This window comes from Allobosea sp. R86505, assembly GCF_042466375.1.
Classification (GTDB): domain Bacteria; phylum Pseudomonadota; class Alphaproteobacteria; order Rhizobiales; family Beijerinckiaceae; genus Allobosea.
In genome coordinates this window covers 138,778-165,345 of the sequence record NZ_JAXHPY010000001.1, presented here as the reverse complement: position 1 = coordinate 165,345, position 26,568 = coordinate 138,778, and the positions used below count along the sequence as shown (strand labels likewise).

Below are 26,568 nucleotides of genomic sequence, written 5' to 3'. Positions count from 1 at the left end.
GGGGACCGGCACCGGCCGGCACAAAGGTCGCCCGCGCGCGTTGCTCTGTTCGCGCATGTCTGCAGATCAGGCGGCTCTCCGGGCCAGCCTGCCTCGGGAGGTTCTTCTGTGAAATCCATCGGTCAGTTCAATGCCGCCCAGGGGGCGGAGACGTTCGGCTTTCGCAACCTGAAGAGCGTTTCCTGGAACCTCGAGGCCGCCCGGCTCTATGAGGAATCCCTCGCCCGGGGCGAATCCCAACTCTCGCGCGGCGGCGCCATCACCGCCGATACCGGGACCCATACCGGCCGCTCGCCCAAGGACAAGTTCACGGTGCGCGACGCACTCACCGACAAGAGCGTCTGGTGGGACAACAACAACGCGATGTCGCCGGAGCAGTTCGAGACCCTGCTCGCCGACTTCATCGCCCATGCCGAAGGCAAGGACCTCTTCGCGCAGGATCTCTATGGCGGCGCCGATCCGGTTCACCGCGTCAAGGCCCGGGTCTACACCGAGATGGCCTGGCACTCGCTCTTCATCCGCAACCTGCTGATCCGCCCGGCGCGCGAGGAACTCGCCGACTACGTGCCCGAGATGACGATCGTCGATCTGCCGAGCTTCAAGGCCGATCCGGCCCGCCATGGCTGCCGCAGCGAGACCGTCATCGCCATCGACTTCACCCGCAAGATCGTCCTGATCGGCGGCTCGGCCTATGCCGGCGAGATGAAGAAGTCGGTCTTCACCTATCTCAATTTCGTCCTGCCGACGAAGGGCGTGGTGCCGATGCACTGCTCGGCCAATGTCGGCCCCGACAACGATTCCGCCATCTTCTTTGGCCTGTCGGGCACTGGCAAGACGACGCTTTCGGCCGACCCCGACCGCACGCTGATCGGCGACGATGAGCATGGCTGGTCGAAGGACGGCATCTTCAATTTCGAGGGCGGCTGCTACGCCAAGACGATCAAGCTCTCGGCCGAGGCTGAGCCGCAGATTCACGCCGCCTCGCTGCGCTTCGGCACGGTGCTCGAGAACATCGTCATGGACGAGATCACCCGCGAGGTCGATTTCGACGACGGCAGCAAGACCGAGAACACCCGCTCGGCCTATCCGCTCGACTTCATCCCCAACGCCTCGCGCACCGGACGCGCCGGGGTGCCGAAGAACATCGTCATGCTCACGGCGGACGCCTTCGGCGTGATGCCGCCGATCGCCAAGCTCACCCCGGCCGAGGCGATGTACCACTTCCTCTCCGGCTACACCGCCAAGGTCGCCGGCACCGAGCGCGGCCTCGTCGGTGTCGAGCCGGAGTTCTCGACCTGCTTCGGCTCGCCCTTCCTGCCGCGGCACCCGTCGGAATACGCCAACCTCCTGCGCGACTTCATCGCCAAGCACCATGTCGATTGCTGGCTGGTGAACACCGGCTGGACCGGCGGGCAGTACGGCACCGGTCGGCGCATGCCGATCCGCGTCACCCGCCGCCTGCTGACGGCGGCGCTCGACGGGTCGCTCAACCGCGCCGATTTCCGCCGGGATCCCTATTTCGGTTTCGCCGTTCCCACGTCAGTGCCCGGCGTCGAGCCGCACATCCTCTATCCGGTGAAAACCTGGCAGGACAAGGCGGCCTTCGCCGAGACGGCCAAGAACCTCATCGGCATGTTCGCCAAGAACTTCGAGAAGTTCGAGGCCCATGTCGACGATGCGGTGAAGGCAGCGGCGCCGGTGAATTCGCTGGCGGCGTGAGCCTAACGCTTGATCTTGGCAGGCAAAGGCTCTTCCCTTCCCCCTGGTGGGGAAGGGATAGGGATGGGGGGCGTGCCGCCTGGTGAGCGTGGTCCGATACTACTGCTGGGATGCCGCGACGCCCGCGCGTGGTAAGGTCGAGCCTGCCTTTGCGCCCCCCACCCCTAACCCCTCCCCACCAGGGGGAGGGGAATGCGCGCGACCGCACCGAATGGGAGCGTTGCAATGGCCATCCTGATCATCCTCTTCCGCCTCCTCGCCACGCTGGCCATCCTCGGGGCCACCACCTGGGCCGCGGGCCTACTAATCTTCCGCCTGCCCGGCTCGACCGGCACGGTCGCCGCGATCGGCTTCGGCATCGCGGGCCTCGCCGGCGCCATCGGCCTGTGGAGCGGCGCGGCCCGCCTGCCGCTCTCCTTCGCGGTCCTTTTTCTCGGTCTGCTGGGCTGGTGGAACACCCTCCTGCCCTCGCATGAGCGCAACTGGATTCCCGAAGTCGCGCGCCTGCCAACGATCACGCAGCAGGGCGAGATGCTCACCGTCAGCAATCTGCGCAACTTCCGCTGGCGCACCAATGATGACTTTGACGAGCGTTGGGAGACACGCAGCTACAACCTCGGCGCAATCCAGGGCATCGATCTCTACCTCTCGCACTGGTCGGGCGAGGCGATCGCGCATCTGTTGATCAGCTTCACCTTTGCCGATAGCGCACCTTTGAGTTTCTCGGTCGAAATCCGGCGCGAACATGGCGAGGAATATTCCGCGCTCGCCGGCTTTTTCCGCAGCTACGAAATGGCTTATGTCGCCGCCGACGAACGCGACGTCGTTGGCGTCAGGAGCCATCCACGCAAGGAGGATGTCCGGCTTTTCCGGCTTGCGGCGAGCCCGGCGCAGGCGCGCGACCTCCTCCTCGCCTATGCGGCCGACGTCAATCTGCTGGCCCGCGAGCCGCGCTGGTACAATACGCTGATGACCAACTGCACCACGATGGTGTTCCAGCTCGTGCGCCAGATCGCGCCGGGCTGGGCGTTCTCGGTGCCGCTTGATCCCCGCGTGCTGCTGTCGGGCTATCTGCCCGGCTATCTCCAGCAGATCGGCGCGGTGAGGACCGATATCCCGTTGGCCGAGTTGGTCCGGCTCTCGCGGATCGGCGAGCGGGCGCGGGCGATCTCGCTCGACGATCCCGACTTCTCGAAGAAGATCCGCGAGGGCGTGCCGACGGCGCGCCCCTGATACCGCGAGACCAGATCGCCGCGCCGTCGCTGGGCGTGTCCGCGCCGAATCCAAAGCGGATCGAACTGCGATATCGGCCGCCGCCGCGCGGCCGCGCTCGCTCCAATGCTCCCTCCATGGTCTCGCCCGGAAAAGTACGGATTGACAGAGGCAGAAAAGGAATTTCTATCCGAATGTAGCATGGCGCTACCGAGGGGATGAATAATCCCTCATTTCGGCTCAAGAAGCATAATATTCTATTCAGGCGGGATGTCAGAGCATGGATGCGATCGATCGAAAAATCCTCACCGTTCTGCAGGATGACGCCGACATCTCGATCGCCGAACTGGCCGATCGCGTCGGCCTGTCGCAGACGCCCTGCTGGAAGCGCATCCAGAAGCTCGAGCAGGCGGGCGTCATCCTCAAGCGCGTCGCGCTGGTCGCGCCGGAGACGATCGGACTGGGGCTGACGGTTTTCGTCCAGATCGAGACGGCCGACCATTCCGGCCCCTGGCTCGCGAAATTCGCGCAGCTGGTCTCTGCGATGCCGGAGGTGATGGAGTTCTATCGCATGGCCGGGGATGTCGACTACATGCTGCGCGTCGTCGTCGCCGACATGTCGGCCTATGACGGCTTCTACAAGAGGCTGATCGAGACGATTCCGCTCAAGAACGTGACCTCGCGCTTCGCCATGGAGCGGATCAAGTCGACCACGGCCTTTCGCGTGCCCGATCTGCCGAGGGCGTGAGGGACGCGGCTGGCTTGAACTGTCTCTGAACCACCACCGTCATCCTGGGCGGCCAGAGGCCGACCGGGATCCATCATAGGGCGATGTCCTGCCCTATGATGGATCCCGGCCTGCGCCGCTGCGCGGCTTGTCCAGGATGACGCCGTTTGGGGCTTGCTCGGCGATCTCTGGGGGCTGCCGAGCAGGCCGGCCCTCGTGCAGAGCGCCGGCCTTGATAGTCGCCCGATCAGGCCGCGACGGCCTCGATCGTCTTCTTCTCCCACTCCTCGCCCCAGATCATCACGGCGTGGCCCGGCGAGACCTCGCGGAACTGGCGGACCGGCGGGACGTAGTCCGGCGCGCGCACCGGGCTCTTGATCTCGTCGTTGGATGGCGGGGTCTTCTCGTGCCGGCGGGTCGGATCGGCGATCGGCACCGCCGCCAGCAGGCGCTTGGTGTAGGGATGCTGCGGATTGCCGAAGATCGCCTCGCGTGGGCCGATCTCGACGATCTCGCCGAGATACATCACCGCGACGCGATGGCTGACGCGCTCCACCACGGCCATGTCATGCGAGATGAAGAGATAGGCCAGCCCCATGCGGGCCTGCAGCTCGAGCATCAGGTTGACCACCTGCGCCTTCACCGACACGTCGAGCGCCGAGACCGCCTCGTCCGCCACGATCAGCCGCGGCTCGACCGCGAGCGCCCGCGCGATGCAGATGCGCTGGCGCTGGCCACCCGAGAACTCGTGCGGGAAACGGCTGGCCATGTCGGGCTGCAGGCCGACGCGGCGCAAAAGCTCGGCGATCTGGTCGCGGGCCTCGCTGCGCGTGGCGAGCTTGTTGATCAGCAGCGGCTCGGCGATGGCCGAGCCGACATTCATGCGCGGGTTCAGCGAGGCGAAGGGATCCTGGAAGATCATCTGCATGCGCTTGCGCTGCTCGCGCAGGTCGTTCTGGTTGAGCTTCAGCACATCGACGCCGTCGAGCAGCACGGAGCCTGCCAGCGGCTCGATCAGGCGCATCACCGAGCGCCCGGTCGTGGATTTGCCGCAGCCGGATTCGCCGACCAGCGCCAGCGTCTCGCCGGCCTGGACGCTGAAGGACACGTTCTCGACCGCGTGGACGCGGCCGGTGACCGAGGAGAGCAGGCCGGAGCGGATCTCGAAGCGGGTGGTGAGGTTCGAGACCTCGAGCACCGGCCGCTCGGCACTCTTGACGGTATCGGGCGTCTCCTCGGGGATGTCGGACTCGCCCGTGGCGCGGTCCACCACCGGGAAACGCATCGGCCGCGACCGGCCGTCCATCGAGCCCAGCTTCGGCACCGCAGACAGCAGCGAGCGGGTGTAGGGGTGTTTGGCGCGGGCGAAGATGTCCTCGGTCGCGCCGGTCTCCACCGCCTGGCCGTTATACATCACGACCGTGCGGTCGGCGATTTCGGCGACCACCCCCATGTCGTGGGTGATGAAGAGCACGGACATGCCCTCCTCCTCCTGCAGCAGCTTGATGAGCTGCAGGATCTGCGCCTGGATGGTTACGTCGAGCGCGGTCGTCGGCTCGTCGGCGATCAGGAGCTTCGGCTTGCAGGCCAGCGCCATCGCGATCATCACGCGCTGGCGCATGCCGCCCGAGAAGCGGTGCGGATATTCGTGGAAGCGCGACTTCGCCGCGGGGATACGGACCTTTTCCAGCAAGCGCACGGTCTCGGCCTCGGCCTCCGAGCGCGACATGCCGCGATGCAGGATCAGCGCTTCCGCGATCTGGAAGCCGATCGTCAGCACCGGGTTGAGCGAGGTCATCGGCTCCTGGAAGATCATCGCGACGTCGTTGCCGCGGATGCGGCGCATCTGCGGCTCCGGAAGCGTCAGCAGTTCCTGCCCGGCGAGCTTGATCGAGCCCTCGATCTTGCTCGAGCCCTGGGGCGTCAGCCGCATGATCGACAGTGCCGTCACGCTCTTGCCCGAGCCCGATTCGCCGACAACCGCGACGGTCTCCTTCGGCGCGATGTCGAAGGAGACGTTGCGGACGACCTGCTTCCAGGCGCCCTCGACCCGGAAGGAGGTGCTGAGGTTGCTGACGGACAGGATGGGAGTGGTCATGCGGATGCCTTCCGGGTGTTGTGGGTCAGATGACGCGGCGCGGATCGAGTGCGTCGCGCAGGCCGTCGCCGATGAAGTTGATCGAAAGCACGGTCAGGAAGATTGCTGCCCCCGGGAACAGCGCCCAGTGCGGCGCCGAATCGAGATGGTCCTTCGCATCGAACAGCAGCCGGCCCCAGGTCGGGATGTCCGGCGGGAAGCCGAGACCCAGGAAGGAGAGCGTCGATTCGGCGATGATCGCCGACGACACCTCGATCGTGGCCGCCACGATCACCGGGCCGATCGCGTTGGGGAGGATGTGGTGGACCATCTGCCGGAACTTGGTGGCGCCATGGGCCCGCGCGGCCTCGACGAACTCCTTCTCGCGCAACGACATGAACTGGGCACGCACAAGTCGTGCCACCGGCATCCATTTCAGCCCGCCGATCACGACGACGATGAGGATGAAGACGCCGCCCTCGACGCCGAACACCGCCTTGAGTTGCTCGCGGAAGAAATAGATCACCAGCAGGAGCAGCGGCAGCTGCGGCAGGGAGAGGAAGAGGTCCGTCACCCACATCAGGAAATTGTCGACATAGCCGCGCGACATGCCGGCGATCGCGCCGATCAGGATGCCGACGAACGTGGCGACGAACATGGCGGCGAGACCCACGGCGAGCGAAATCCGCCCACCATAGATCATGCGCGCCAGCAGATCCTGGCCGAGGTCGTCGGTACCGAACGGGTGACTCCAGGACGGCGTCTGGAGCTGCGCCGAGAAGTCGATCTCATTGATCGGCACCGGCCAGATCCAGGGCCCGACGATCACGCCGATGATCATGATGGCGAGCACGAAGCTGCTCGCCATCGCCAGCTTGTGGCGACGGAAACGCTTCCACGTCTCGCGTCCGGGCGAGGTCGCGGCGCTCGTCTGGGCCGGGCCGGACATCGGCTCAGCTGAAGGAGATGCGAGGGTCGAGCCAGCCATAAAGGATATCCGCGATAAGATTGAACAGGACGACGAGGCAGGCGAAGACGAAGGTCACGGCCATGATGACCGGCGTGTCGTTGGCCAGGATCGCGTCGATGAGGAGCGAGCCGATGCCGGGAATCCGGAAGATCTGCTCGGTCACGATGGCGCCGCCGAACACCGCCGGCATCTGCAGCGCAACCAGCGTGACGACGGGGATGAGAGCATTGCGCGTGACATGGCGCAGGGTCACCGTCTTGCCGCTGAGGCCCTTGGCCCGGGCCGTGGTGACGTAGTCGAGCCGGATCACGTCAAGCACGGCCGAACGCACATAGCGCGTGTAGGACGCTGCCTGGAACAGGCCGAGCACGGTGATCGGCATGATCGCCTGTCGGAACATCTCCCAGTACCAGCGCCAGCCGGTCGCAGCGAGGTCGGAGCGATAGACGAAGGGGAACCAGTCGAGCGAAACCGAGAACACCAGGATCAGCAGCAGGCCGGTGAAAAAGGTCGGCAGCGAGAAGCCGATGAAGGCGAGCGTATTGGCGATCTGGTCGAACATCGAATAGGGCCGGGTCGCGGCATAGATGCCGACCGGCAGGGCAATGCAGAGCGCCAGGATCTGGGACGAGCCGACAATGAAGAGCGTGGTCGGGACCCGCTGCATGATCAGCGTGTCGACGTCGATGCGGCTGGCGAAGGAGAAACCCCAGTCACCCTGCACCATGTTCGACAGCCAGCGCAGATAGCGCACCATGACCGGGTCGTTGAGCCCGAAGCTGGCGCGCAGGGCCTCGCGGACCTCCGGCGGCACATTGGGATTGGTGGCCATTTCGGAGAACGGATCGCCCGGCGCCAGGGCGAGCACGGTGAACAGGATGAGGCTGATGCCGAGCAGGCTCGGAATCGCGATCAGCAGTCGCCTCAACAGATAAGCGCCCATCGGACAAACTCTTTTCGTGCGCGGTCTTATGCCGCCATGGACGAGTGCCGCACGTCCCCGGGAGGGCGGCGGCCTGTCTTACTTTTCCAAATGAAGAGGGAGCAGAGCCCCCGGTGCGGACTTGGCCGCACCGGGGGCTCTGCTCCCGGCAGGATCAGGCCCGGTACCAGGCCGCCAGGTTCCAGGTGTCGGAGTCCCAGCCGCTGTGGTCATGGAAGAGATTGTTCGCCGCCGCGGCCACCACCGATCGCGACAGGAGCGGCTGGATGACATGGGCCCCGCAGAAGATCTCGTTGACCTTGATCAGCAGCTCGGCGCGCTTGTCGGGGTCGAGTTCCTTCTGGGCGGCCCGGTAGGCCTCGTCCGCCGCCTTGTCGGTGTAGCGCGAGACGTTGCGGCCCAGCCACTTGTTCTCCTTGTTGGCGATTTCCCAGGACACGAACTGGTTGAGGAACCGCTCCGGATCGGGCTGTGGCTGCGTGGTCGTGTACATCTGCATGTCGGCGTAGAACTTGGTGTAGGTGTCGGGGTTCGCCACGTCGGACGAGAAGAACACCGACGCGGTGATCGACTTCAGCTCGAGGTCGATGCCGGCACGCTGGCAGGCCTGCTTGATGATCTGCTGGCACTTCTGGCGCGGTGCATTGATCGAGGTCTGGTAGACGTATTTGAGCTTCTTGCCGTCCTTCTCGCGGATGCCGTCGGAGCCGCGCTTGTAGCCGGCCTCGTCCAGGATCTTGTTCGCCTTCTCGATGTTGAACTCATATTTGAGCTTCTTCGACTTGAACTTCGCCGGCTGATTAACAAAGCTCGCCGTGGCAACGCCGCCGCGGCCATAGATGAACTTCTGGATCGAGTCGCGGTCGATCAGCAGGTTCATCGCCTCGCGCACCTTCGGATCGGTGAGCGTCGGGTGCTTGGTCTTGATGCTGGAACGCTCGCCATCGACCTCGGTCCAGGGATCGGTGGTATTCAGCATGATGAACTCGATGTTGCCCGAGGGCACAGCGCTGATCTTGCCGCGGCCGCCGGTCTCCATGCGCTTGAGGATCTCGTCCTCGACCTGGAGGTTCCAGGCATAGTCGTATTCGCCGGTCTGCAGCACGGCGCGGGCCGCCGAGACCGCGTCACCGCCACCCTTGACCTCGAGCGTGTCGAAATGCGGCTGATTGGCGACGTGATAGTCGGGATTGCGTTCGGCGGTCAGGATGTCGCCGGGCTTGAACTCGACGAACCGGTAAGGGCCCGTGCCGACCGGCTTGAGGTTGGACGGAGCCTCGCGCGACTTGGCGCCCTTGTACTCGGCGAAGAGATGCTTCGGCAGGATCATGCCGGCGACGCCGACGAAGGCGTCGGCCCAGAACGGCGTCGAATTCTTGAAGATCACCTTGATCGTGTGGCTGTCGATCTTCTCGACCTTGATGTCCTTGTAGGAGCCGGTGGTGTAGGCGGCCGTCGCCGGATCGGCGGCATATTCCCAGGTGAAAACCGCGTCATCGGCGGTGAACGGCTTGCCATCATGCCATTTCACGCCCTGCTTCAGCTTCCAGATGACCTCCTTGCCGTCGGCCGAGAGGCCGCCATTCGCCCGGCTCGGGATTTCGGCCGCGAGCTGCGGGAAGAGATTGCCGTCCTTGTCCCAGCCGGCGAGGGGCTCGAAGAAGACCCGTGAGGCGATCTGGTCCTTGGTGCCCGAAGCGAAATGCGGGTTCAGCAGCGTCGGGGCCTGCCAGAGCAGCATCTTGAGCGGACCGCCGCCACCGGCCTTGGTCGGCTTGTAGGGCAGGCTGGCGTTCGCCATCGCGACGCCGTTGAAGGCCAGCAGCTGGTTCGCGAAGGGCGCGGCTACGCCGACTGCAGCGGCCTTCTTGAGGAAGGAGCGCCGCGACAGGGCGCCTTCCTTCACGCGGGCGATCAATTGGCCCAGATCCTGGTCTTTCATGCGAAGTCTCCACTCGTGGCGCGTTGACGGCTGTTCGACGCTTTGTGCGCCGTTCTCCCTCTCGGTCGGCCCTCAGCAAGCCATGTGCCAACGAAAGCGTCAACTGTGCAGCGCAGGGCGAAGCTGCGTGCGCCGCAGGGCGAGCGCATTCGCTCGCGGGCAAACGAACGATTGTGTCTTCGCCGGCCGGTCGTTTGCAAGTTTATGCGGGCCGGTCGACAAAGACGACCAATTTCTTTCCATTGAGGATAACGCGATCCTCCAGGCGACGCGGCACGGCGCTGGCCAGCATGCGACGCTCGATGTCGCGGCCTTGCGCACCAGATCTTCGGGTGGGTCGCGATGCGAGATTCTCTCGACGCCCTGTTCGACGAACGGCCCTTCGTCCAGACCGGCGTGACGCAGTGGGCCGTCGCACCGATCGGCTTTATGCCGACACTCATGCGCCCGGTGACAGGGCTTGGCACCCTTGAAGCCGGGCCGGGAGGGGTGATGAATATTGATGCGGAAGCCCTGAAACTTCGCCGAACGCCGTCCGAGAGGATCTGCATGGAGCGCGCAGCACGACGAGATGGCTGCGGATCTCCGGGACCAGGCCCCAGATCTCCGCCTCCTGCTCCATCTCGGTCTCGCGCGTGAACGGCAAATGCGGGAAAGGCAGATCGCCGCGATCGGTAGAGGCGACGTGCTCGCGACCGTGGTTGGAGGCGATGGCGGTGACCGTCATCGTCAATGCGCTGATCCGCCAGCGGGAGAGCAGGTCGCTCAGGCAGTGGTCGAGAGCGCTTGACGGCCCCGGGGCAAAATGGAATGCATGTTCCATAAGAGGCTTCAAATCAAAAAAACGTGCCATCTTCTTTTGGGGAAGCGTTCCCGGTGTCGGACACCCAGTCGCATAGCGTCGCGCTCGCCGGAAAGGTCGCGATCGTCACCGGCGCGAGTCAGGGGCTCGGTGAAGCGATTGCGCGCGAGTTCGCGGCGCGCGGCGCCGCCGGCCTGCTGCTGACCGGGCGCAGCCGCGAGCGTGGCGAGGCCGTGGCGGCGAGCCTGAGGGTGGCCGGCTGCGACGCCCGCTTTCACGCCGCCGATCTGTCCGACCTCGCCGCCGTCCGCGAGATCGTGCCAGTGGCCGAGCGGGCCTTCGACCGGCTCGACATCCTCGTCAACGCGGCGGGCGATACCGACCGTGGGACGATTTTCGACACCTCGCCCGAACTCTATGAGCGCCTCATGGCGGTCAATCTGCGTGCACCCTTCTTCCTGATCCAGGATGCCGCCGAGCTGATGCGACGCCAGAGCATCGCCGGCTCGATCGTCAACATCCAGTCCATGTCGGCGCATGGCGGCCAGCCCTTCCTCTCCATCTACAGCGTCTCGAAGGGCGCGCTCGCGACGCTGACCCGCAACGCCGCCTACGGGCTTCTGCCGCACCGCATCCGCGTCAACGCCCTCAACATCGGCTGGATGTCGACGCCGGGCGAGGATGCGGTGATGCGCCGCCACCATGGCGCGCAGGACGGTTGGCTCGAGCAGGCCGCTGCGGGCCAGCCCTTCGGTCGGCTGCTCGACCCGCGCGAGGTTGCACGCGCCGTCGCCTATCTGGCCTCGGACGAATCCGGGTTGATGACCGGCTCCAACATCGATTTCGACCAGACGATTCTCGGCGCGCATGATTGACATCGCCGCCGACGGCACTACGGCCCGCCTCGGGCCAAGACAGGACGACAGACGAGATGACGACGCGAGTGCCGACGATGCGGGTGGGGTTGCTGGGGGCGGGCCGGATCGGCCGCATCCACGGGTTGAACGTGGCGGCACGCGCCGACGCCGAACTGGTCGCGGTGACCGATGCGGTGCCCGCCGCCGCGGCCGCGCTGGCGGCCGAGACGGGTGCGAAGGCGACCAGCACGGAGGCCATCCTCTCGGATGCCGACATCGACGCCATCCTGATCTGCACGCCCACCGACACCCATGCCGACCTGATCGAGGCGGCCGTCTCGGCCGGAAAGGCCGTGTTCTGCGAGAAGCCGGTCGATCTCGACGCCGCCCGCATCCGCCGCTGCCTCGCCACGGTTGAGAAATCGGGTCGGCCGCTGATGATCGGTTTCAACCGCCGCTTCGACCCCAACTTCGCTGCCCTCGAACGCCGGCTGCGGGCCGGCGAGGCCGGGGCCGTCGAGATCGTCAGCGTGATCTCGCGCGATCCCTCGCCGCCCCCGGTCGACTATGTGAAGCGCTCGGGCGGGCTGTTCCGCGACATGATGATCCATGATTTCGACATGGCCCGCTTCCTCCTCGCGGAGGAGCCGGTCGAGGTCTTCGCTTTGGGCTCGGCGCTGGTCGATCCCGCGATCGGTGCGGCCGGTGACGTCGACACCGCCGCCGTGCTGATGAAGACGGCGTCTGGCAAGATTGCGCAGATCTCGAACTCCCGCCGCGCGACTTACGGTTACGACCAGCGCATCGAGGTCCATGGCTCGCAGGGCATGCTGCGCGCCGGAAACATCCACGAGACGACCGTCGAGAGTGCGACCGCTCAGGGCTTCCGCGCCGATCCCGTCCAGAACTTCTTCCTGGAGCGCTATGCCGCCGCCTACCGCGCCGAACTGGAGGCCTTCTTCGCCGCCTGCCGCGGCGGTGTTGCCCCGACGCCCTCGGGTCGCGACGGGCTCAAGGCGCAGATCCTGGCCGACGCCGCGACGCAGTCGGCGCAGACCGGCAAGCCGGTCGCCGTCGATCTGGAGGCGGCCCGATGACGCCGGCCGAACGCGATCTCCGCTTCTATGCGGCGCTCGGCCTCGCGGCCGAGGCGAGCCATCTGGCGCAAGGCTATTTCAGCCGCCGCGAAACCCTCGGCACCACCATGAAGGGTGCGCAGGATTGGCTGACCGTCGCCGACGGGGCGGTCGAGGCCTTCCTGCGCGAGCGCCTGTCGCAGCTCTTCCCGGATGACACGGTGATCGGCGAGGAGGGCGGCGGCGAAGCCTCCGACGCCGTCTGGATTCTCGACCCGATCGACGGCACGGCCAATTTCGCCCATGGCGACCGCAACTGGTGCATCTCGATCGGCTTCCTCGCCGACCGCAGGCCGGAAATCGGCGTCGTCGCAGCGCCGGCGCTAGGCGAACTCTATGCCGCGCGCTGCGGCGGCGGGGTGACGCTGAACGGCGCGCCGATCAAGGTCTCGGGTGGCAGCGACATCGCGCGCGCCTCGATCGAGCTCGGCTGGTCGACCCGCGTGCCGGCCGAACGCTATGTCGAGATCATCGGGCGGACCTATTCTGCGGGCGCGGCGGTCAAGCGCGGCGGCTCGGGCACGCTCGGGCTTTGCCATGTCGCCAATGGCAGCAGCGATGCCTATGCCGAGCTTCACATCAATGCCTGGGACGTGGCGGCCGGGATCGTCATCGCCGGCGAGGCCGGTGCGTCCATCAACGATTTCTTCGCCGGCGCCGGCCTCTCGAAGGGCAATCCCATCCTTTGCTGCACGCCTGGGCTGGCGGTGGAACTTCGCCGGATCACAGGAATCGCTTAGCTGGCATTGGACCCCATTGCTTTCTGGGATCATGTCGTTTCACTGTCGCAATAAAGACAACAAGAACAGAACGTTCTGATCAGGGAGGTTATCATGCAGACGCAGTCCTGGCTCCGGGCCGGCCTCTTCGCCGCGCTCGCCACCGCTTCCTTCGGGGCCGCTCCGGCCCAGGCACAGGGGTCCCTCGTGCTCTACTGTTCCGTCCAGGAGGAGTGGTGCCGGCCGATGGCCCAGGCCTTCGAGAAGGAGACCGGCATCAAGGTCTCGATGACGCGCAAGAGCTCGGGCGAGACCTATGCCCAGATCAAGGCCGAATCCTCGAACCCCCGCGGCGACATCTGGTGGGGTGGCACGGGCGACCCCCATCTCCAGGCTGCCGAGGAAGGGCTGTCCGAGGCCTATGAGAGCCCCCGCAACGCCGATCTGCACGACTGGGCCGTGAAGCAGTGGAAGCAGTCCAAGGGGCGCACGGTCGGCGTCTATGCCGGCGCGCTCGGCTTCGGCTTCAACACCAAGCAGGTCGCCTCGCGCAAGATCGACGAGCCGAAATGCTGGGCCGACCTGATCAAGGCCAACCTCAAGGACGAGGTCCAGGTCGCCGATCCCAACTCCTCGGGTACCTCCTACACCATGCTGGCGACGCTCGTGCAGCTGATGGGCGAGGACAAGGCCTTCGACTATCTCAAGGCCCTGCACAAGAACATCAACCAGTACACCAAGTCGGGCGCGGCGCCGGCCAAGGCGACCAGCCTCGGCGAGACCACCGTCGGCATCACCTTCATGCACGACATGGTGACGATGGTCGTCGATGGCGGCCCGGTGAAGGTCGTCGCCCCCTGCGAGGGCACGGGCTACGAGATCGGCTCGATGTCGATGATCAAGGGCGCCCGCAATCCTGACAGCGCCAAGAAGTTCTACGACTGGGCGCTGACCCCCGCCGCCCAGTCCCTCGCCGCCCAGGCCAAGTCCTATCAGGTACCGTCCAACAAGAGCGTGGTGCCGCCCCCGCAGGCGCCCAAGCTCGAGGAGGTCAAGCTGATCGACTACGACTTCGCCAAATACGGCTCGTCGGCCGAGCGCACCCGCCTGCTCAGCAAGTGGGACCGTGAAGTCAAGGTTCTGCCCAAGTAAGCGGCAGGACACGGCTCTGACGAGATAGGGGGCGCCCGCGATGCGGGAATCGACGAAGCTCGTGCTCGCGATGGGCTGGCTCGGCTACGGCCTGTTGCCCTGGTATCTCGTCGAGCGCGCGAGCCTCGTCAGCTTCGGCTGGCTGAACGGCTACCCCTTCGGCCGGGTCGGCACGGCCCTGGCGCTCTCGCTCTCGGGCGAGGCGCCCTGGCTGCTTCCGGTCGGACTGGCGCTCGTCGCGGCGACGGTGGCGAGCGGGCTGCGCGACGAGAAGATCGTGGCGCGCATCCTGATGCTGGCGGGGGCCGCCGGCATCGCGCTGTTCTTCGCGCAGGGCTTTGCCATCGGCATCCGCGGCCAGGGCATGCCCGGGCTCGCGGCGCTGCTCGGAGGGGCCGGCGCGGCCCAGCCGGGGATGGGCGCCGGTGCCTTTCTCTGCATCCTGTCGCTGCTGCTGCTGCTCTGTCACGGCCTGGCCTATCGCGGCTATTGCCGCGGCGACCTGTTCACCACCAGCGCCATCGGCATCATCGTGCTGCTGATCGGGCTGTTCATCTTCTTCCCGGTCGTCACCGTGCTGGAGAGCGCGCTGATCGACCAGGACGGCGCCTTCGCGCTCTCGGCCTTCACCAGCCGCTTCTTCGATTCCTCGATCTGGGGCCTGGGCTGCCTCACAGCCAACACCAATTGCGGCGTGGCCTGGAACACGCTGTTCCTGGCCGTCCTCTGCGGCGTCATCACCACGCTGCTGGGGCTCGCCTGCGCGCTGCTGATCCTGCGCACCGGCATGCCGGGCAAGCGGGTGATGCGGGCGCTGACGGTGCTGCCGATCATCACCCCGCCCTTCGTCATCGGCCTTGCGCTGATCCTGCTGTTCGGCCGCTCTGGCATGGTCTCGAACCTGATGTATGAATGGTTCGACGTCCCGCGCTCGCGCTGGATCTACGGCCTTCCCGGCGTGCTGCTGGCGCAGGTGCTGGCCTTCGCGCCGATCGCCTTCCTCGTGCTGATCGGCGTCGTGCAGGGCATCAGCCCGAGCCTCGAGGAGGCCTCGCAGACGCTCGGCGCCAAGCGCTGGCAGACCTTCCGGACCGTGACCTGGCCGCTGCTCAGGCCGGGACTGGCCAATGCCTTCCTGCTCGGCTTCGTCGAGAGCATGGCCGATTTCGGCAACCCGCTCGTGCTGGGCGGCAATTACGAGGTGCTCTCGACCAAAATCTTCTTCGCCGTGGTCGGGGCCTCGCACAATCAGGGGCAGGCGGCGGTGCTGGCGATCGTGCTGCTCGGTTTCACGCTCGGCGCCTTCTGGATCCAGCAGCGCTGGCTCGGCGACAAATCCTACACGACGGTGACCGGAAAGGGCGATTCCGGCCTGCCGACGCCGCTGCCGCGGCGCGTCTCCTGGCTGGCCGGCCTCGTCATCCTGCCCTGGGTCGCGCTGACCTTCGTGATCTACCTGGTCATCCTGATCGGCGGCTTCGTCAAGGCGATGGGCCGCGACTACACGCCGACGCTGGAGCATTACCGCACCGGCTTCTCGATCGACTGGAGCCGCGGCCTGTTCTTCGAGGGAGCGGCCTGGGATTCCTTCTTCACCACGATCAAGATCGCCGCCATCTCGGCGCCGCTGACGGCGGTGATCGGCCTGATCACGGCCTATCTGCTGACCCGGCAGCGCTTTGCGGGGCGCGCCGCGCTCGAATTTGCGACGATGCTCTCCTTCGCGATCCCCGGCACCGTGATCGGCGTCGCCTACATCCTCGCCTTCAACGTCCCGCCGATCGAGATCACCGGCACGGGGCTGATCCTCGTGCTCGCCTTCGTCTTCCGCAACATGCCGGTCGGTGTCCGCTCCGGCATCGCCGGCCTGTCGCAGATCGACAAGAGCCTCGACGAGGCCTCGACGACGCTACGCGCCCGTTCCTTCACCACGCTCTGGCGCATCATGCTGCCGCTGCTCAAGCCGGCGCTCGTCTCGGCCCTGGTCTATTCCTTCGTTCGCGCGATGACGGCCGTCAGCGCGGTGATCTTCCTGGTCTCGGCCGAGTACAACCTCGCCACCGCCTACATCGTCGGGCGCGTCGAGGCCGGCGAGTTCGGGCTCGCGATCGCCTATTCCTCGGTGCTCATCGTCTTCATGGCGTTCGGCATCGGCCTGATTCAGTTGGGCGTCGGCGAGCGCAAGCTCGGGCGCCGCAAGGCCGTCGCGACGGTCGCCACGCCGGTGCCCGCCCCGGCGGTCGGATAAGGACAGCGTGACCATGGCAAAGGCCGGCCCGGCATCCGTCGAATTCCGCAATGTCTCGATGCGCTACGGCGCGGTGACGGCGGTCGACGACATCTCCTTCACCATCGAGGCCGGGACCCTGGTCACGCTGCTCGGCCCCTCCGGCTGCGGCAAGACCACGACCCTGCGCATGATCGCCGGGCTCGAGATCGCCAGTGAGGGGCAAATCCTCATCGGCGGGCGGGACGTGACGCGGCTGTCGGCCGCCGATCGCGACGTCAGCATGGTCTTCCAGTCCTATGCGCTCTTTCCGCATATGAGTGTGCTGGAGAACGCAGCCTACGGTCCGACCGTGAAAGGCCTCGGCAAGGAGAAATCCCGCGAGATGGCGCTGGAGAAGCTGGCGCTGGTCGGCCTCAAGGGCTTCGAGAGCCGTTACCCGTCGGAACTGTCGGGCGGCCAGCAGCAGCGGGTCGCGGTGGCGCGCGCGCTCGTGCTCGAGCCGCAGGTGCTGCTCTTCGACGAGCCGCTCTCCAATCTCGACGCCAAGCTGCGCCGCCGCGTCCGCGAGGAAATCCGCGAACTGCAGCAGGACCTGAACCTCACCGTCGCCTATGTCACCCATGACCAGGAGGAGGCGCTGGCCGTCTCGGACCGGATCATCGTGATGTCCAATGCGCGGATTGCGCAGGAAGGGGCGCCGCGTGCGCTCTACGAGGCCCCGGCCAACGCCTTCGTCGCCGATTTCATCGGCGATGCCAACCTGATCGACGTCACGATCGCCTCCGTGGCGGACGGGCGCGCCGCAGTCGCGATCGGGTCCGCGACCGTGTCTTTGCCCGCCCGCGAGCTGGGGCCGGGGCCGGCCAAGGTCGCGATCCGTCCCGAAAGCCTGCTGCTGTCGGAGACGACCGGGCCGGATTCGCTGCCGGGGACGGTGCGCAAATGCGCCTATCTCGGCAATCATCTCGACATCATGATCGAGACCGAGGTGGGTGAGCTCTTCGTCGTCCAGTACGGCCATCACGACATGTGGAAGCCCGGTACGCCGGTCAACCTCGCTTTCGCCGACTCGGGTGTCACCCTCATTCCGCCGAATTGACCGGAACCGCCCTCGAACGAGGCAGTTTCCCCTTCACGGCCGCACGATCAGCACAATTTGCGCGCAAGAGTGATAAGTTGGCTAATGAAAATGCGCCGATGATGCGTTAGGTTCGCTATCCGAGCGGAGAAAGACCCGGCTGCGATGACAAGCAACGACAGCGCGACGATGATCCTGTTCCACCTCGCCGGCGGCGTCGCACTGCTGATCTGGTCGGTGCGGCTCGTTCGGACCGGCGCGATGCGGGCGTTCGGCGCCTCGTTGAGACAGGCGCTTCAGAGCTTCACGCGCAACCGGTTCACCGCCTTCGGCAGCGGCGCCGCGGTCACCATCGTGCTGCAGAGCTCGACCGCGACGACACTGCTCGTCTCCTCCTTCGCGGCCCGCAAGCTGATCGTGCCCGCGATGGCGCTGGCGGTCCTGCTCGGGGCCAATCTCGGCACGTCGCTGGCCGCCTTCGTCATCTCGATGGATCTCGGCTGGCTCTGGGGGCTGTGCCTGGCCATCGGCGTCGCGCTCTATCTCGGCCACGAGGCAATGGACCGGGCGCGCAATATCGGCCGCATTCTGGTCGGGATCGGCCTGATCCTGCTCGCCTTGATCGAGCTGAACGGCGCGGCCGCTCCGCTCGCCCAGTCGCCGACCTTCCGCACCCTGCTGACGGCGCTGGGCAGCGAGCCGCTGCTGGCGGTCGTGGTTGCGGCGGCCGCGACCTGGCTGACGCATTCCAGCATCGCCATCGTCCTGCTGATTGTCACCTTCGCCGCCTCGGGCCTCGTCCCGCCGGCGACGGCGCTGACGCTGGTCGTCGGCGCCAATCTCGGCAATGCGCTGATCCCGGTCCTGGACCAGCTCGGCGCCCCCGTCGCGCAGCGCCGGGCGGCGGTCGCCAATCTGGCGACGCGGCTGCTGCTTGCCCTGATGGTGCTGCCCTTCGTGGCGCCCTTGTCGAACTGGCTGCTGGCGCTGCCTTTTGCGGATGCGCGGCTGGCCATCGAGTTCCATCTCGCCCTGAACCTGGTCGGCGCGCTGATCTTCCTGCCCTTCGTGCATCCCGTCACGACGCTCGTCGGCCGCCTCATGCCAGACCGCGACACGGCCGAGACGGTGGTGGCGCCGCGCTATCTGGACACCAACGCGCTCGACAGCCCGACCGAGGCCCTGGCCTGCGCCATGCGCGAGGCGCTGCATCTCGGCGACCGCGTCGAGGGCATGCTGCGCGACACCATGACCCTGCTGGAGAAGGACGAGCTCAGGCTCTCGCGCGCGATCGCACAGGCCGATGACGGCGTCGACACCATCCATGAATCGATCAAGCTTTACCTCGTGCGGGTCTCGCGCAACGAGCTGAGCGACGAGGAGGGACGCCGCCTCCTCGAGATCATCACCCTGATCACCAATCTCGAGCATATCGGCGACATCATCGACAAGAACCTGCGCGAACTCGCCGAAAAGAAGATCCGCAAACGCTATTCCTTCTCGCCCGAGGGGCTGGCCGAGATCCGCGACTTCCATCAGCGCGTCGCCTCGGGGCTCGGACTGGCGCTCAACGTCTTCGCCACCCGCGATCTCGCGCTGGCGCGCCAGCTCTTCGCCGAGAAGGCGACGATGCGGGAAGCCGAGCGCCGGGCCACCGAAAGCCATTTCGAGCGGCTGCGGGACGGACGCCCGGAATTGATCGAGACCAGCGCCATCCATCTCGACATCATCCGCGATCTCAAACGCATCCATGGGCATGTCGCCTCGATCGGTTATCCGATCCTGGAGAGCGCCAATGTCCTGCGCGAGAGCCGGTTGATGGAGAGCAAGGAGGCCCGCGCAAGGCACGAGCGTGAGGCGCTGCTGCCCGCGCCCCAGACGGGCCGCTGACGCGGACGGACCCGTGCGGTCAGGCCGCGGCGGCGAGGCTGACGTTGCGGATCGCCGAGGCGAGTTCGGGCTCGTCGACGAGGTCGGCGGCATCTTCGGGGCTGAACCACTGGCTCTGGCGCTGGTCCTGTTCCGCCCAGGTCGGCAACTGCCGCTCGACATCGAGCAGGAACAGCGTCACCTCGCACAGCACGAAGTGGTCGGACATGCGCTTCCAGTAGGTGTAGCGCCCCGCAGGTTCCTCGACGATGTGCCCGACGACGCCGGCCTCCTCATAGGCCTCCCGCGCCGCCGATTCCGGATCGGTCAGTCCCTTGATCGGCCAGCCCTTGGGGACGATCCAGCGGCGCGTGGTGCGCGACGTGACGAGCAGAACCTCCACCCCCCCACCCGGCAGGCGCCGGATCGGCATGGCCGCGACCTGCGGCCGGATCGTGCCGGGAGGGCCCTTCTTCTTCATCGGTCGCTGCTGCCCTCGTCTCTGATGGCGTCTGCGGCTGATTCGGCCCGCCGCCTCGATGGTCCAAATATTGCGCCGGCGCGCCGATATGGAAAGCATATTCCATCGGTCGCTCTGACGCATTTGGGTGCTGAACCTGATGAAACAAGAGGCGAAGGTGCCGAAGGTTCCCTCAGGGGGACAGTGTCTCCACGCCGCACCATTCGGCGATGAACAGAGCCATCGCGCCCGTGATGCGTTTCACCGAGGCGAGGCTGACGCGCTCGTCGAAGGCGTGGATGTTCTCGCCCATCGGCCCGTAGCAGAGCGCCGGAATCTTGTCGTAGAGCGCATGCACGCGGGCATCGAGATAGGCTGGCGTCATGAAGGATTGCAGCGGCTTGCCCAGCGCTGCCTGATGCGCGCGGCCGAGCACGGCCTCGGCCTCGCTGCCGGGCTCCAGCACATAGCCCTCCGCCCAGAAACCGTTGAAGGTGACCTTGGGCGGGTTGTTGGCGAGGAAGCTGTCGGCGCGCGAGGCGGCGCGGATACAGTCCTCGATGCGCTGCGCGATCTCCTGCGCGGTGACGCCGGGATACAGCCCGACGCGGCAGTCCACGCGGCACCAGCACGGGACGGAGGAGGCCCAGTCGCCGCCCTCGATCTTGCCGATGTTGAGATTGATCGGATGCGCCTGGTCCTCGAAATGCTCGCGCCCGGCCTTCTCCGCGTTGAACTCCTCCTCGAGCTTGCGCAGCGCCGCGATCACGCGATAGGCGGCGTCGATCGCGTTGGCGCCGGCGCCCATCTCGCGGACATGCACCGGCACGCCGCGCACCTCGAACTGGAACCAGATCACGCCGGCATTGGCGCGGCACAGCATCTCGTATTCCGGCTCGGGGATCAGCGCCGCATCGGCGCGGTAGCCACGCAGATGCGTCATCAGCGCGCCGTTTCCGGTCGATTCCTCCTCGACCACCGATTCAAGATAGAGCGTGGCCGCCGGCTGCAGCCCGATCCGGCGCAGCGCGTCGAGGCAGGCGAAATTGGCGCCATGCCCGGCCTTCATGTCGGCGCCGCCGCGGCCATAGAGCCAGTCGCCCTCGATCACGGGATCGAAGGGCGCATGGGTCCACTGGTCGACCGGGCCGGTCGGCACGACATCGACATGCGCCTGCAGGATCAGCGAGCGGCCCTTCTCCTCGCGCGGATGATGGATGCCGACGAGGATCGGCGCGTCGGAGTGATGCGCGGAGAAGGGCCCGCCGCCGGGATGGGCCTTGATCGCCGCCTCGTCCATCTTGAAGCGGTCGACCGTAAAGCCCCGCTCCCGCAGCGCCCGGTAGACGAAGTCCTGGCAGGCATGTTCCTCGCCCCGCAGCGAGGGAAAGCGGATCAGCTCCTGCGTGAAGGCGATCTGCTCGGCGAAGCCGGCCTCGACGGAAGCCAGGATTGTGTCGCGGAGGGCGGGGTTGAGAGGCATGGGCGCAGGCTCCGTCACGAGGGAGCACCGAGTTCGGGGCCTTTGGCAGGCTGCGTCAACCCATGCCGCCGGAGGGGGCGCGATGCTGCAGACGCGCTGGCACCGCCCCCCCCCCGGCCCGCGGCGGGTCAGAGTTTCTTGCCGTCCTTGCCGAACTGCTTGAGGAAGGCCGTCAGATCGGCGATTTCCTTCTCGTTCTTGATGCCGGCGAAGACCATCTTGGTGCCCGGGATCTTGCCGCGCGGGTCCTTGATGTACTCGGCGAAGACCGCCTCGTCCCAGGTGATGCCGGAGTTCTTGTTGGCGGCCGAGTAGCTGTAGCCCTCGACGGTGCCGGCGGTGCGCCCGAACAGCCCGTTGAGCTGCGGACCGACGATGTTCTTGGCGGTCTCGCCGATCTGGTGGCAGGCACGGCACTTGTTCCAGGAGCGCTCGCCGGCGGCGACGTCCTGCGCTGCGGCGGGTGCGGCAAGGGCGGGGGCGAACAGGGCGGCCAGCAGGGCGAGGCGAATGGCTGTCATGCGTAGGTCCTTGGCTTTCGGCGCGGGACCGGCGAGTGGCCGTCCCTTGAATGGGCATAATCCAAAGAGGGATGCTGCCTAGGGGCCAATTCGCCGCGCCCCGCTCCGGCCCCGCGTCAGCCCAGCCGGCCGATCCAGTCGGCCACCGTCGAGGTGAAGGCGTCCGGCCGCGAAACCGGGAAGAGATGCCCGCCGGAATCGAGCATGGCCTTGGCGCAGCCGGGCAGTGCCGCCGCGAGATCCTCCTGCAGGAAGGCGGGCACGACCATGTCGTCGCGGGCGCCGAGCACGAGCACCGGCAGATCGAGTGCGGCGGCCTGCATCGACCCGTCGAAGGCGAGCAGCGCGTCGATGCGCTCGGTCATCACCGCCTGTTGCTGCGCCGTCAGCGGCGCGGCGGCCAGGGCGGCCTCGTAGACGGGCCAGTTCGCCTCGATCCAGGCCGGCGGATAGGCGCAGAGCACGGAGGCCGCTGCATAGGCCTCGGGATGGCTCGCCAGGATCGCGCGGCGCGCGCCGAAATAAGCGGTCATGTAGTGGCTCGGCCTCAGCCAGCTCCCGCTCAGGATCAGCCCCTCGACGCGCCCCGGCGCGAGCTGCGCGAGCGACAACGCGATGCAGCCCCCGGTCGAATGGCCGAGCACCACCGCCTGCTCGATGCCGGCCTCGTCGAGCACGCTCAGGCAGTCCTGCGCCAGTGTCTCGATGCTGCAGGGCGCGCTGCCGCGCGTGCTGGCGGCGAGACCGCGCTGATCGAAGCGCAGCACCCTGAAGGACCGCGCCAGAGTCTCGGAGATGCTGGCCCAGAAGCCCCCGGTACCGCCGAGCCCGGTCACCAGCAGCAGCGGTCGGCCCCGGCCTTCGGCGAAGACGCGCAGCACCGCGCCATCGGCCGTTCGCGCATCGAACTGCGCCGGCGCCGGCAGATCGCTCTGCTGTGGGTTCATGGGCAACCTCCTTCTGCGCCGGTGCAATGCTGCCCGGCCCTGCGCCAAGGATGGCGCAGGCGGCGGGGCACCGCCATGGTCGCAGCGGCAGGGGAGAGACGCAGTCGGCGCAGGGCGGTGGCGCATGAACCATGCGTGGCTCCCGAGCGACCGATGAGGTATCGGCCAATCCCGGGTTGCTTGGCTTGACCGCGACGCGTCGGTCATGGGCAACTGCGTCCGGGCGGGAGAAGGCGAGAGGCATGGCGGCGATCGAGGACGACCTGATCGGTTCGGGTGACGGCGCGCTGGACCGGCGCGGGCTGGTGCGAGCGGCCATGCTGCTCGGCCTGGGTGGCTTGCCGTTGCCGGCCCTGGCTCAGACCCAGGCGAATCGCGCCCCGGCCGCCGGTCTGGTGACCGATCTCCGCGGAGACGCCATGGCCGAGCTCAGGGAGACCCGGCGCAGGCTCGCGACCGACGGCCCCGTTTTCGTCGGCGATCGCGTCGAGACGGGCGAGGATGCCCGCGCCGGCTTCCGGCTCGGGCGCGCCACGGAACTGCGGCTCGGCGAGAAGGCGCAGATCACCATCGACCGTTTCATCATCGACGCTGGCGGCACCATCACGCTCGGAGCGGGTGCGCTGCTGGTCGACAAGCCCCCCGGCAGCGAAGCCGGGCGTATCCGCATCCGGTCCTCCTATGGCCTCATCGCCGTGCGCGGCACACGCTTCTTCGCGGGCCCTAGCGACGGCGTCTTCGGCGTCTTCGTCGCGCGTGGGGAGGTCGCCGTGCGGGCTGCCGGCCGCGAGGTCGTGCTGCGGGCGGGCGAGGGCACCGACATCGCCCGACGCGGCGCCGCGCCGACGCCTGCACGCCGTTGGGGCGAGGCGCGCATTGCTGCGGCGCTCGCCCAGATCACCTGACCGATGGAACCGGCCCCGATCACGGCGCTGCTGGCCGAGGCCGGTTTCTTCTCGGGCCTCTCGGGCGAGGCCCTCGCGGACTGCGCCGCCGAGTTCCGCGAACTGCGCTGTGAGCAGGGGCAGATGCTCTTCGGTCGCGGCGATGCCGGTGATCGCCTGCTGCTGGTCGCAGAGGGCCGCGTGAGGCTGGCGGTGACCACCGAGGATGGCCGCGAACTCAGCGTGCGCCACGCGGCCCGTGGCGATCTGCTGGGCGAGATCGCCCTGCTCGACGGCGGTCCCCGCAGCGCCGACGCGGTCGCGATGACGCCGGTTCTGGCCTACGGCCTGCGCCGCGCGGCGCTCGAACAGCTGATGCTGCGCCATCCGGAACTGGCGGCCGGGATCATCGCCTTTCTCTGCCGCCGGCTGCGCGAGACCACCGACCAGCTCGAGGGCATCGCGCTCTATTCGATCGAGGTCCGGCTGGCCCGCTTCCTCCTCGTCGGCCTCGGCGGCCGTCGCGCCCCGCCGGGCAAGCGGGTGCCGCTCGAACTGGCATTCTCCCAGGGCGAGCTCGCGCAATTGCTGGGCGCCAGCCGGCCCAAGGTGAATGCGGCGCTGGGCTCCCTCGAACAGACGGGCGCGATCCGCCGCACCGCCGACCGCCTGTTCTGCGATCCCGACCTGCTCGCGAAATGTGCTGGAATCGGAGATGGCTGAGAAAAGGCTGCGACGGTGGCGACCCGTCGCTGCAGGTGTCGCGGTCGGCCTCGGCCTGATCCTGCTCGCCCTCTTCGCCCCGACCTTCTGGCGCGAGACCCAGCGCGAGCGGGTTTTGGATGTCCTGCTGGAGCAGGTCGCGGATTGGCGCGGCCCCAAGCCCGCGCCCAGGCTCGCCATCGTCGCGATCGATGCCGCAAGCCATGACGAGAACGGTCGCTGGCCCTGGCGTCGGGAAACGCTGGCGCGGCTGATCGCGGCCGTCAATGCGGCGAAGCCCGCTGCGATCGCGCTCGATCTGCTGCTGGCGGGCGAGGATACGCGCTCCCCCGCCGCGCTGGCGCGCCGGCTCGCCGAGGAGACCGGAAACGCCGCCCTGGCTGCGCTGGCGCCGACGCTGGAGGACGGCGACAGGATGCTTGCGGACGCCGTCGGCACCGGCCCCGTCGTGCTTGGCTGGGTGCTCAACCCGCACGGGCGCGATGCCGTTGGCGCCATACCGGTGCTGACACGCCCGGGCGTGGCCCTCGGTTCGCTCTGGCGCGAGCAGGGGGCGAGCGCGCCCCCTCCCGGGCTGGCGGCCGCAGCGGCGGGTTCCGGCACGCTGTCCCTCCCCGGAGACGATGACGGGCTCGTCCGCCGCGTTCCGCTGTTCGTCACGGTCGGTGACGAGAACCGTCCTGGGCTGGCCCTTGAAGCCATGCGCCTGGCTGCCGGCGCCTCCGGCTACCTGCTCTCTGCCGGTCCGCTGCGGGTGACCATCGGTGAAATGACGCGCCCCCTGCCGCCGCACGGCCTCCTGCGACTGGTGCCGGGCGGGCCGGCGGTGCCCGTCATTCGCGCATCGGATCTGCTGCGCGGCGATACGGACGTGGCCGCCCTGGCGGGCGCCATCGTCTTCATCGGCGGCGTCTCTCCGGAGCTGGGAGCGTTGCGGGCCAGCGCCCGCGATCCCCTGACTCCGTCCTCCCTGCTGCATGCGCAGGCGGTCCACCAGATCGCGACCGGCGTGATGCCGGTTCGGCCGGACTGGGCTGACCCGGTGGAACTGGGGCTTGCGCTGGTCGTCATGTCGATCGCGATCGCGATGGCGCGGCTCTGGCGGCCCGCGATCGCGACGGCTGCACTCCTTTGTCTGCTCGCGCTCGTTGTGGTCGGCACGGGGTGGCTGGCCCTGCGCGACCTGCTGTTCGACCCGCGCATCCCGATGATTGCCGCGACCTTCGCCTTTCTCGCCACCTCGCTCACCGCCTTCTCGGAATCGCGCTGGCGCGAGGCGCGACTGCGCCGCCGCTTCGAGCAACATCTGGCGCCCGGCGTGGTCGAGCGGATCGTCGCCGACCCCGACAGCCTCAAACTGACGGGCGAGCGGCGCGAGGTCACCGCACTCTTCACCGATATCGAGGGGTTCACGCAGACCACCCGCGAGGCCGGACCCGAGCAGCTCGTCGCGGTGCTGGACGGCTATTTCGAGGGGGTCACCCGCATCGTCGGCGGCCATGGCGGCATGGTCGACAAGCTCGTCGGCGACGCCGTCCACGCCCTCTTCAATGCCCCCCTCGATCTGGAAGATCACCCGCGCCGCGCACTCGAATGCGCCGTCGCGATCCTCGCCTGGACGGAAGCCTACCGGGCCACCGGTCTCGCCGCCACGATCGGCCTGGGACGCACCCGCCAGGGCATCGAGACCGGCATCGCCATCGTCGGCGACGTCGGCGTCGGCGCCAAGCTCGACTACACCGCCCATGGCGACGCCGTGAACACGGCGGCGCGGCTCGAGGCGCTCAACAAGGAACTCGGTTCGTCGATCTGCGTCGGTCCTGTCGCGGCGAGCCGCTGCGACCCCGCCCTGCTGCGCCCGCTCGGAACCGTGGCTCTGCGCGGGGTCGGACGCGTCGACGTGTCCGCGCCGGCCTGAGCCGCTCCTGCCGCAGCGTCCTGCGCGGGCTGTTCCCTCGGAGACAGGCATAACCGCTCCACTGCTTCACTCTCTCCTCACACCGATCCTCCCGGACCAGGAAGGATTGCTCGGGAAAAGGAGATGACGCTATGGTTCAGCACTTGATCGACCTTCGTCGCAATCCGGCTGGGGAGCAGGGCGGCGACAGGCCTCGCCG

21 protein-coding genes and 1 pseudogene are annotated in these 26,568 nt (G+C 67.4%); 13 read left to right on the top strand and 9 right to left on the bottom strand.

From position 1 onward, the window contains the following. Nucleotides 1–108: 108 nt before the first annotated feature. The 3 genes from SJY11_RS00780 (at nucleotide 109) to SJY11_RS00770 (ending at nucleotide 3,679) form a co-directional block, all read left to right on the top strand. A complete protein-coding gene (locus SJY11_RS00780) occupies nucleotides 109–1,719 on the top strand; it encodes a phosphoenolpyruvate carboxykinase (protein ID WP_376984550.1) in 1,611 nt (536 codons plus the stop codon). Nucleotides 1,720–1,944: 225 nt separating this feature from the next. Continuing rightward, on the top strand, nucleotides 1,945–2,952 hold the full coding sequence (locus SJY11_RS00775) for an Lnb N-terminal periplasmic domain-containing protein (protein ID WP_376984548.1): 1,008 nt from the start codon (nucleotides 1,945–1,947) through the stop codon (nucleotides 2,950–2,952). Between the two features lie 259 nt (nucleotides 2,953–3,211). Then, the gene (locus SJY11_RS00770) at nucleotides 3,212–3,679 is read left to right on the top strand and encodes an Lrp/AsnC family transcriptional regulator (protein WP_376984546.1); all 468 of its coding nucleotides are present in this window, start codon (nucleotides 3,212–3,214) and stop codon (nucleotides 3,677–3,679) included. Between the two features lie 226 nt (nucleotides 3,680–3,905). On the opposite strand, the gene SJY11_RS00765 is transcribed toward SJY11_RS00770, so the two are convergent. The 5 genes and pseudogenes from SJY11_RS00765 to SJY11_RS00745 all read right to left on the bottom strand — a co-directional run. Continuing rightward, entirely contained in the window at nucleotides 3,906–5,756 is a 1,851-nt protein-coding gene (locus SJY11_RS00765) for an ABC transporter ATP-binding protein (RefSeq protein WP_376984544.1), read from the bottom strand. Between the two features lie 25 nt (nucleotides 5,757–5,781). Beyond that, nucleotides 5,782–6,723 (bottom strand): ABC transporter permease, encoded by a 942-nt coding sequence (locus SJY11_RS00760; RefSeq protein WP_376984542.1) that lies wholly within the window; start codon nucleotides 6,721–6,723, stop codon nucleotides 5,782–5,784. Next, nucleotides 6,689–7,648, bottom strand: coding sequence for an ABC transporter permease (locus tag SJY11_RS00755; RefSeq protein ID WP_376984541.1), 960 nt, complete (start codon nucleotides 7,646–7,648; stop codon nucleotides 6,689–6,691). Before SJY11_RS00755 ends, SJY11_RS00760 begins: the two co-directional genes overlap by 35 nt. 154 nt (nucleotides 7,649–7,802) lie before the next feature. Continuing rightward, on the bottom strand, nucleotides 7,803–9,590 hold the full coding sequence (locus tag SJY11_RS00750) for a peptide ABC transporter substrate-binding protein (protein ID WP_376984539.1): 1,788 nt from the start codon (nucleotides 9,588–9,590) through the stop codon (nucleotides 7,803–7,805). Nucleotides 9,591–9,792: 202 nt separating this feature from the next. Beyond that, nucleotides 9,793–10,377: pseudogene (locus SJY11_RS00745) on the bottom strand (formyltransferase family protein); the annotation flags it as partial. Nucleotides 10,378–10,466: 89 nt separating this feature from the next. Between SJY11_RS00745 and SJY11_RS00740 the strand changes: the two are divergent. From SJY11_RS00740 to SJY11_RS00710, 7 genes are all read left to right on the top strand, one after another. Further along, nucleotides 10,467–11,267, top strand: coding sequence for an SDR family oxidoreductase (locus SJY11_RS00740; RefSeq protein ID WP_376984537.1), 801 nt, complete (start codon nucleotides 10,467–10,469; stop codon nucleotides 11,265–11,267). 56 nt (nucleotides 11,268–11,323) lie between these two features. Continuing rightward, nucleotides 11,324–12,346: an inositol 2-dehydrogenase gene (iolG, locus tag SJY11_RS00735; RefSeq protein WP_376984535.1), complete on the top strand. Its 1,023-nt coding sequence runs from the start codon at nucleotides 11,324–11,326 to the stop codon at nucleotides 12,344–12,346. Further along, nucleotides 12,343–13,125, top strand: a complete 783-nt coding sequence (locus SJY11_RS00730; RefSeq protein ID WP_376984533.1) for an inositol monophosphatase family protein — start codon at nucleotides 12,343–12,345, stop codon at nucleotides 13,123–13,125. The genes iolG and SJY11_RS00730 overlap by 4 nt, the downstream gene beginning before the upstream one ends. 93 nt (nucleotides 13,126–13,218) lie before the next feature. Next, nucleotides 13,219–14,256 carry an ABC transporter substrate-binding protein gene (locus SJY11_RS00725; RefSeq protein ID WP_376984531.1) on the top strand — a complete coding sequence of 346 codons (1,038 nt, stop codon included), beginning with the start codon at nucleotides 13,219–13,221 and terminating at the stop codon, nucleotides 14,254–14,256. Nucleotides 14,257–14,296: 40 nt separating this feature from the next. Further along, nucleotides 14,297–16,504 carry an ABC transporter permease gene (locus SJY11_RS00720; RefSeq protein ID WP_376984529.1) on the top strand — a complete coding sequence of 736 codons (2,208 nt, stop codon included), beginning with the start codon at nucleotides 14,297–14,299 and terminating at the stop codon, nucleotides 16,502–16,504. Between the two features lie 13 nt (nucleotides 16,505–16,517). After that, entirely contained in the window at nucleotides 16,518–17,585 is a 1,068-nt protein-coding gene (locus SJY11_RS00715) for an ABC transporter ATP-binding protein (protein ID WP_376984527.1), read from the top strand. Nucleotides 17,586–17,729: 144 nt separating this feature from the next. Further along, nucleotides 17,730–19,454, top strand: coding sequence for a Na/Pi cotransporter family protein (locus tag SJY11_RS00710; protein ID WP_376984525.1), 1,725 nt, complete (start codon nucleotides 17,730–17,732; stop codon nucleotides 19,452–19,454). Nucleotides 19,455–19,473: 19 nt separating this feature from the next. Here the strand turns inward: SJY11_RS00710 and SJY11_RS00705 are convergent, their stop codons facing one another. The 4 genes from SJY11_RS00705 to SJY11_RS00690 all read right to left on the bottom strand — a co-directional run bounded on the left by SJY11_RS00705 (nucleotide 19,474) and on the right by SJY11_RS00690 (nucleotide 22,844). Then, nucleotides 19,474–19,914: an NUDIX hydrolase gene (locus SJY11_RS00705; RefSeq protein WP_376984523.1), complete on the bottom strand. Its 441-nt coding sequence runs from the start codon at nucleotides 19,912–19,914 to the stop codon at nucleotides 19,474–19,476. Nucleotides 19,915–20,086: 172 nt separating this feature from the next. Then, on the bottom strand, nucleotides 20,087–21,376 hold the full coding sequence (locus SJY11_RS00700) for an ArgE/DapE family deacylase (RefSeq protein WP_376984521.1): 1,290 nt from the start codon (nucleotides 21,374–21,376) through the stop codon (nucleotides 20,087–20,089). 128 nt (nucleotides 21,377–21,504) lie between these two features. Then, entirely contained in the window at nucleotides 21,505–21,897 is a 393-nt protein-coding gene (locus SJY11_RS00695; RefSeq protein WP_376984520.1) for a c-type cytochrome, read from the bottom strand. Between the two features lie 116 nt (nucleotides 21,898–22,013). Beyond that, nucleotides 22,014–22,844: an alpha/beta fold hydrolase gene (locus SJY11_RS00690; protein WP_376984518.1), complete on the bottom strand. Its 831-nt coding sequence runs from the start codon at nucleotides 22,842–22,844 to the stop codon at nucleotides 22,014–22,016. Nucleotides 22,845–23,086: 242 nt separating this feature from the next. Between SJY11_RS00690 and SJY11_RS00685 the strand changes: the two genes are divergently transcribed. Genes SJY11_RS00685 through SJY11_RS00675 form a run of 3 tightly spaced genes read left to right on the top strand, consistent with a single transcriptional unit; the run spans nucleotide 23,087 to nucleotide 26,369 of the window. Continuing rightward, nucleotides 23,087–23,749 (top strand): FecR family protein, encoded by a 663-nt coding sequence (locus tag SJY11_RS00685; protein ID WP_376984517.1) that lies wholly within the window; start codon nucleotides 23,087–23,089, stop codon nucleotides 23,747–23,749. 3 nt (nucleotides 23,750–23,752) lie between these two features. Then, the gene (locus SJY11_RS00680) at nucleotides 23,753–24,451 is read left to right on the top strand and encodes a Crp/Fnr family transcriptional regulator (RefSeq protein ID WP_376984515.1); all 699 of its coding nucleotides are present in this window, start codon (nucleotides 23,753–23,755) and stop codon (nucleotides 24,449–24,451) included. Next, complete coding sequence (locus SJY11_RS00675) at nucleotides 24,444–26,369, top strand: CHASE2 domain-containing protein (RefSeq protein WP_376984514.1); 1,926 nt, start codon at nucleotides 24,444–24,446, stop codon at nucleotides 26,367–26,369. Before SJY11_RS00680 ends, SJY11_RS00675 begins: the two co-directional genes overlap by 8 nt. The last annotated feature ends 199 nt before the right edge of the window (nucleotides 26,370–26,568 follow it).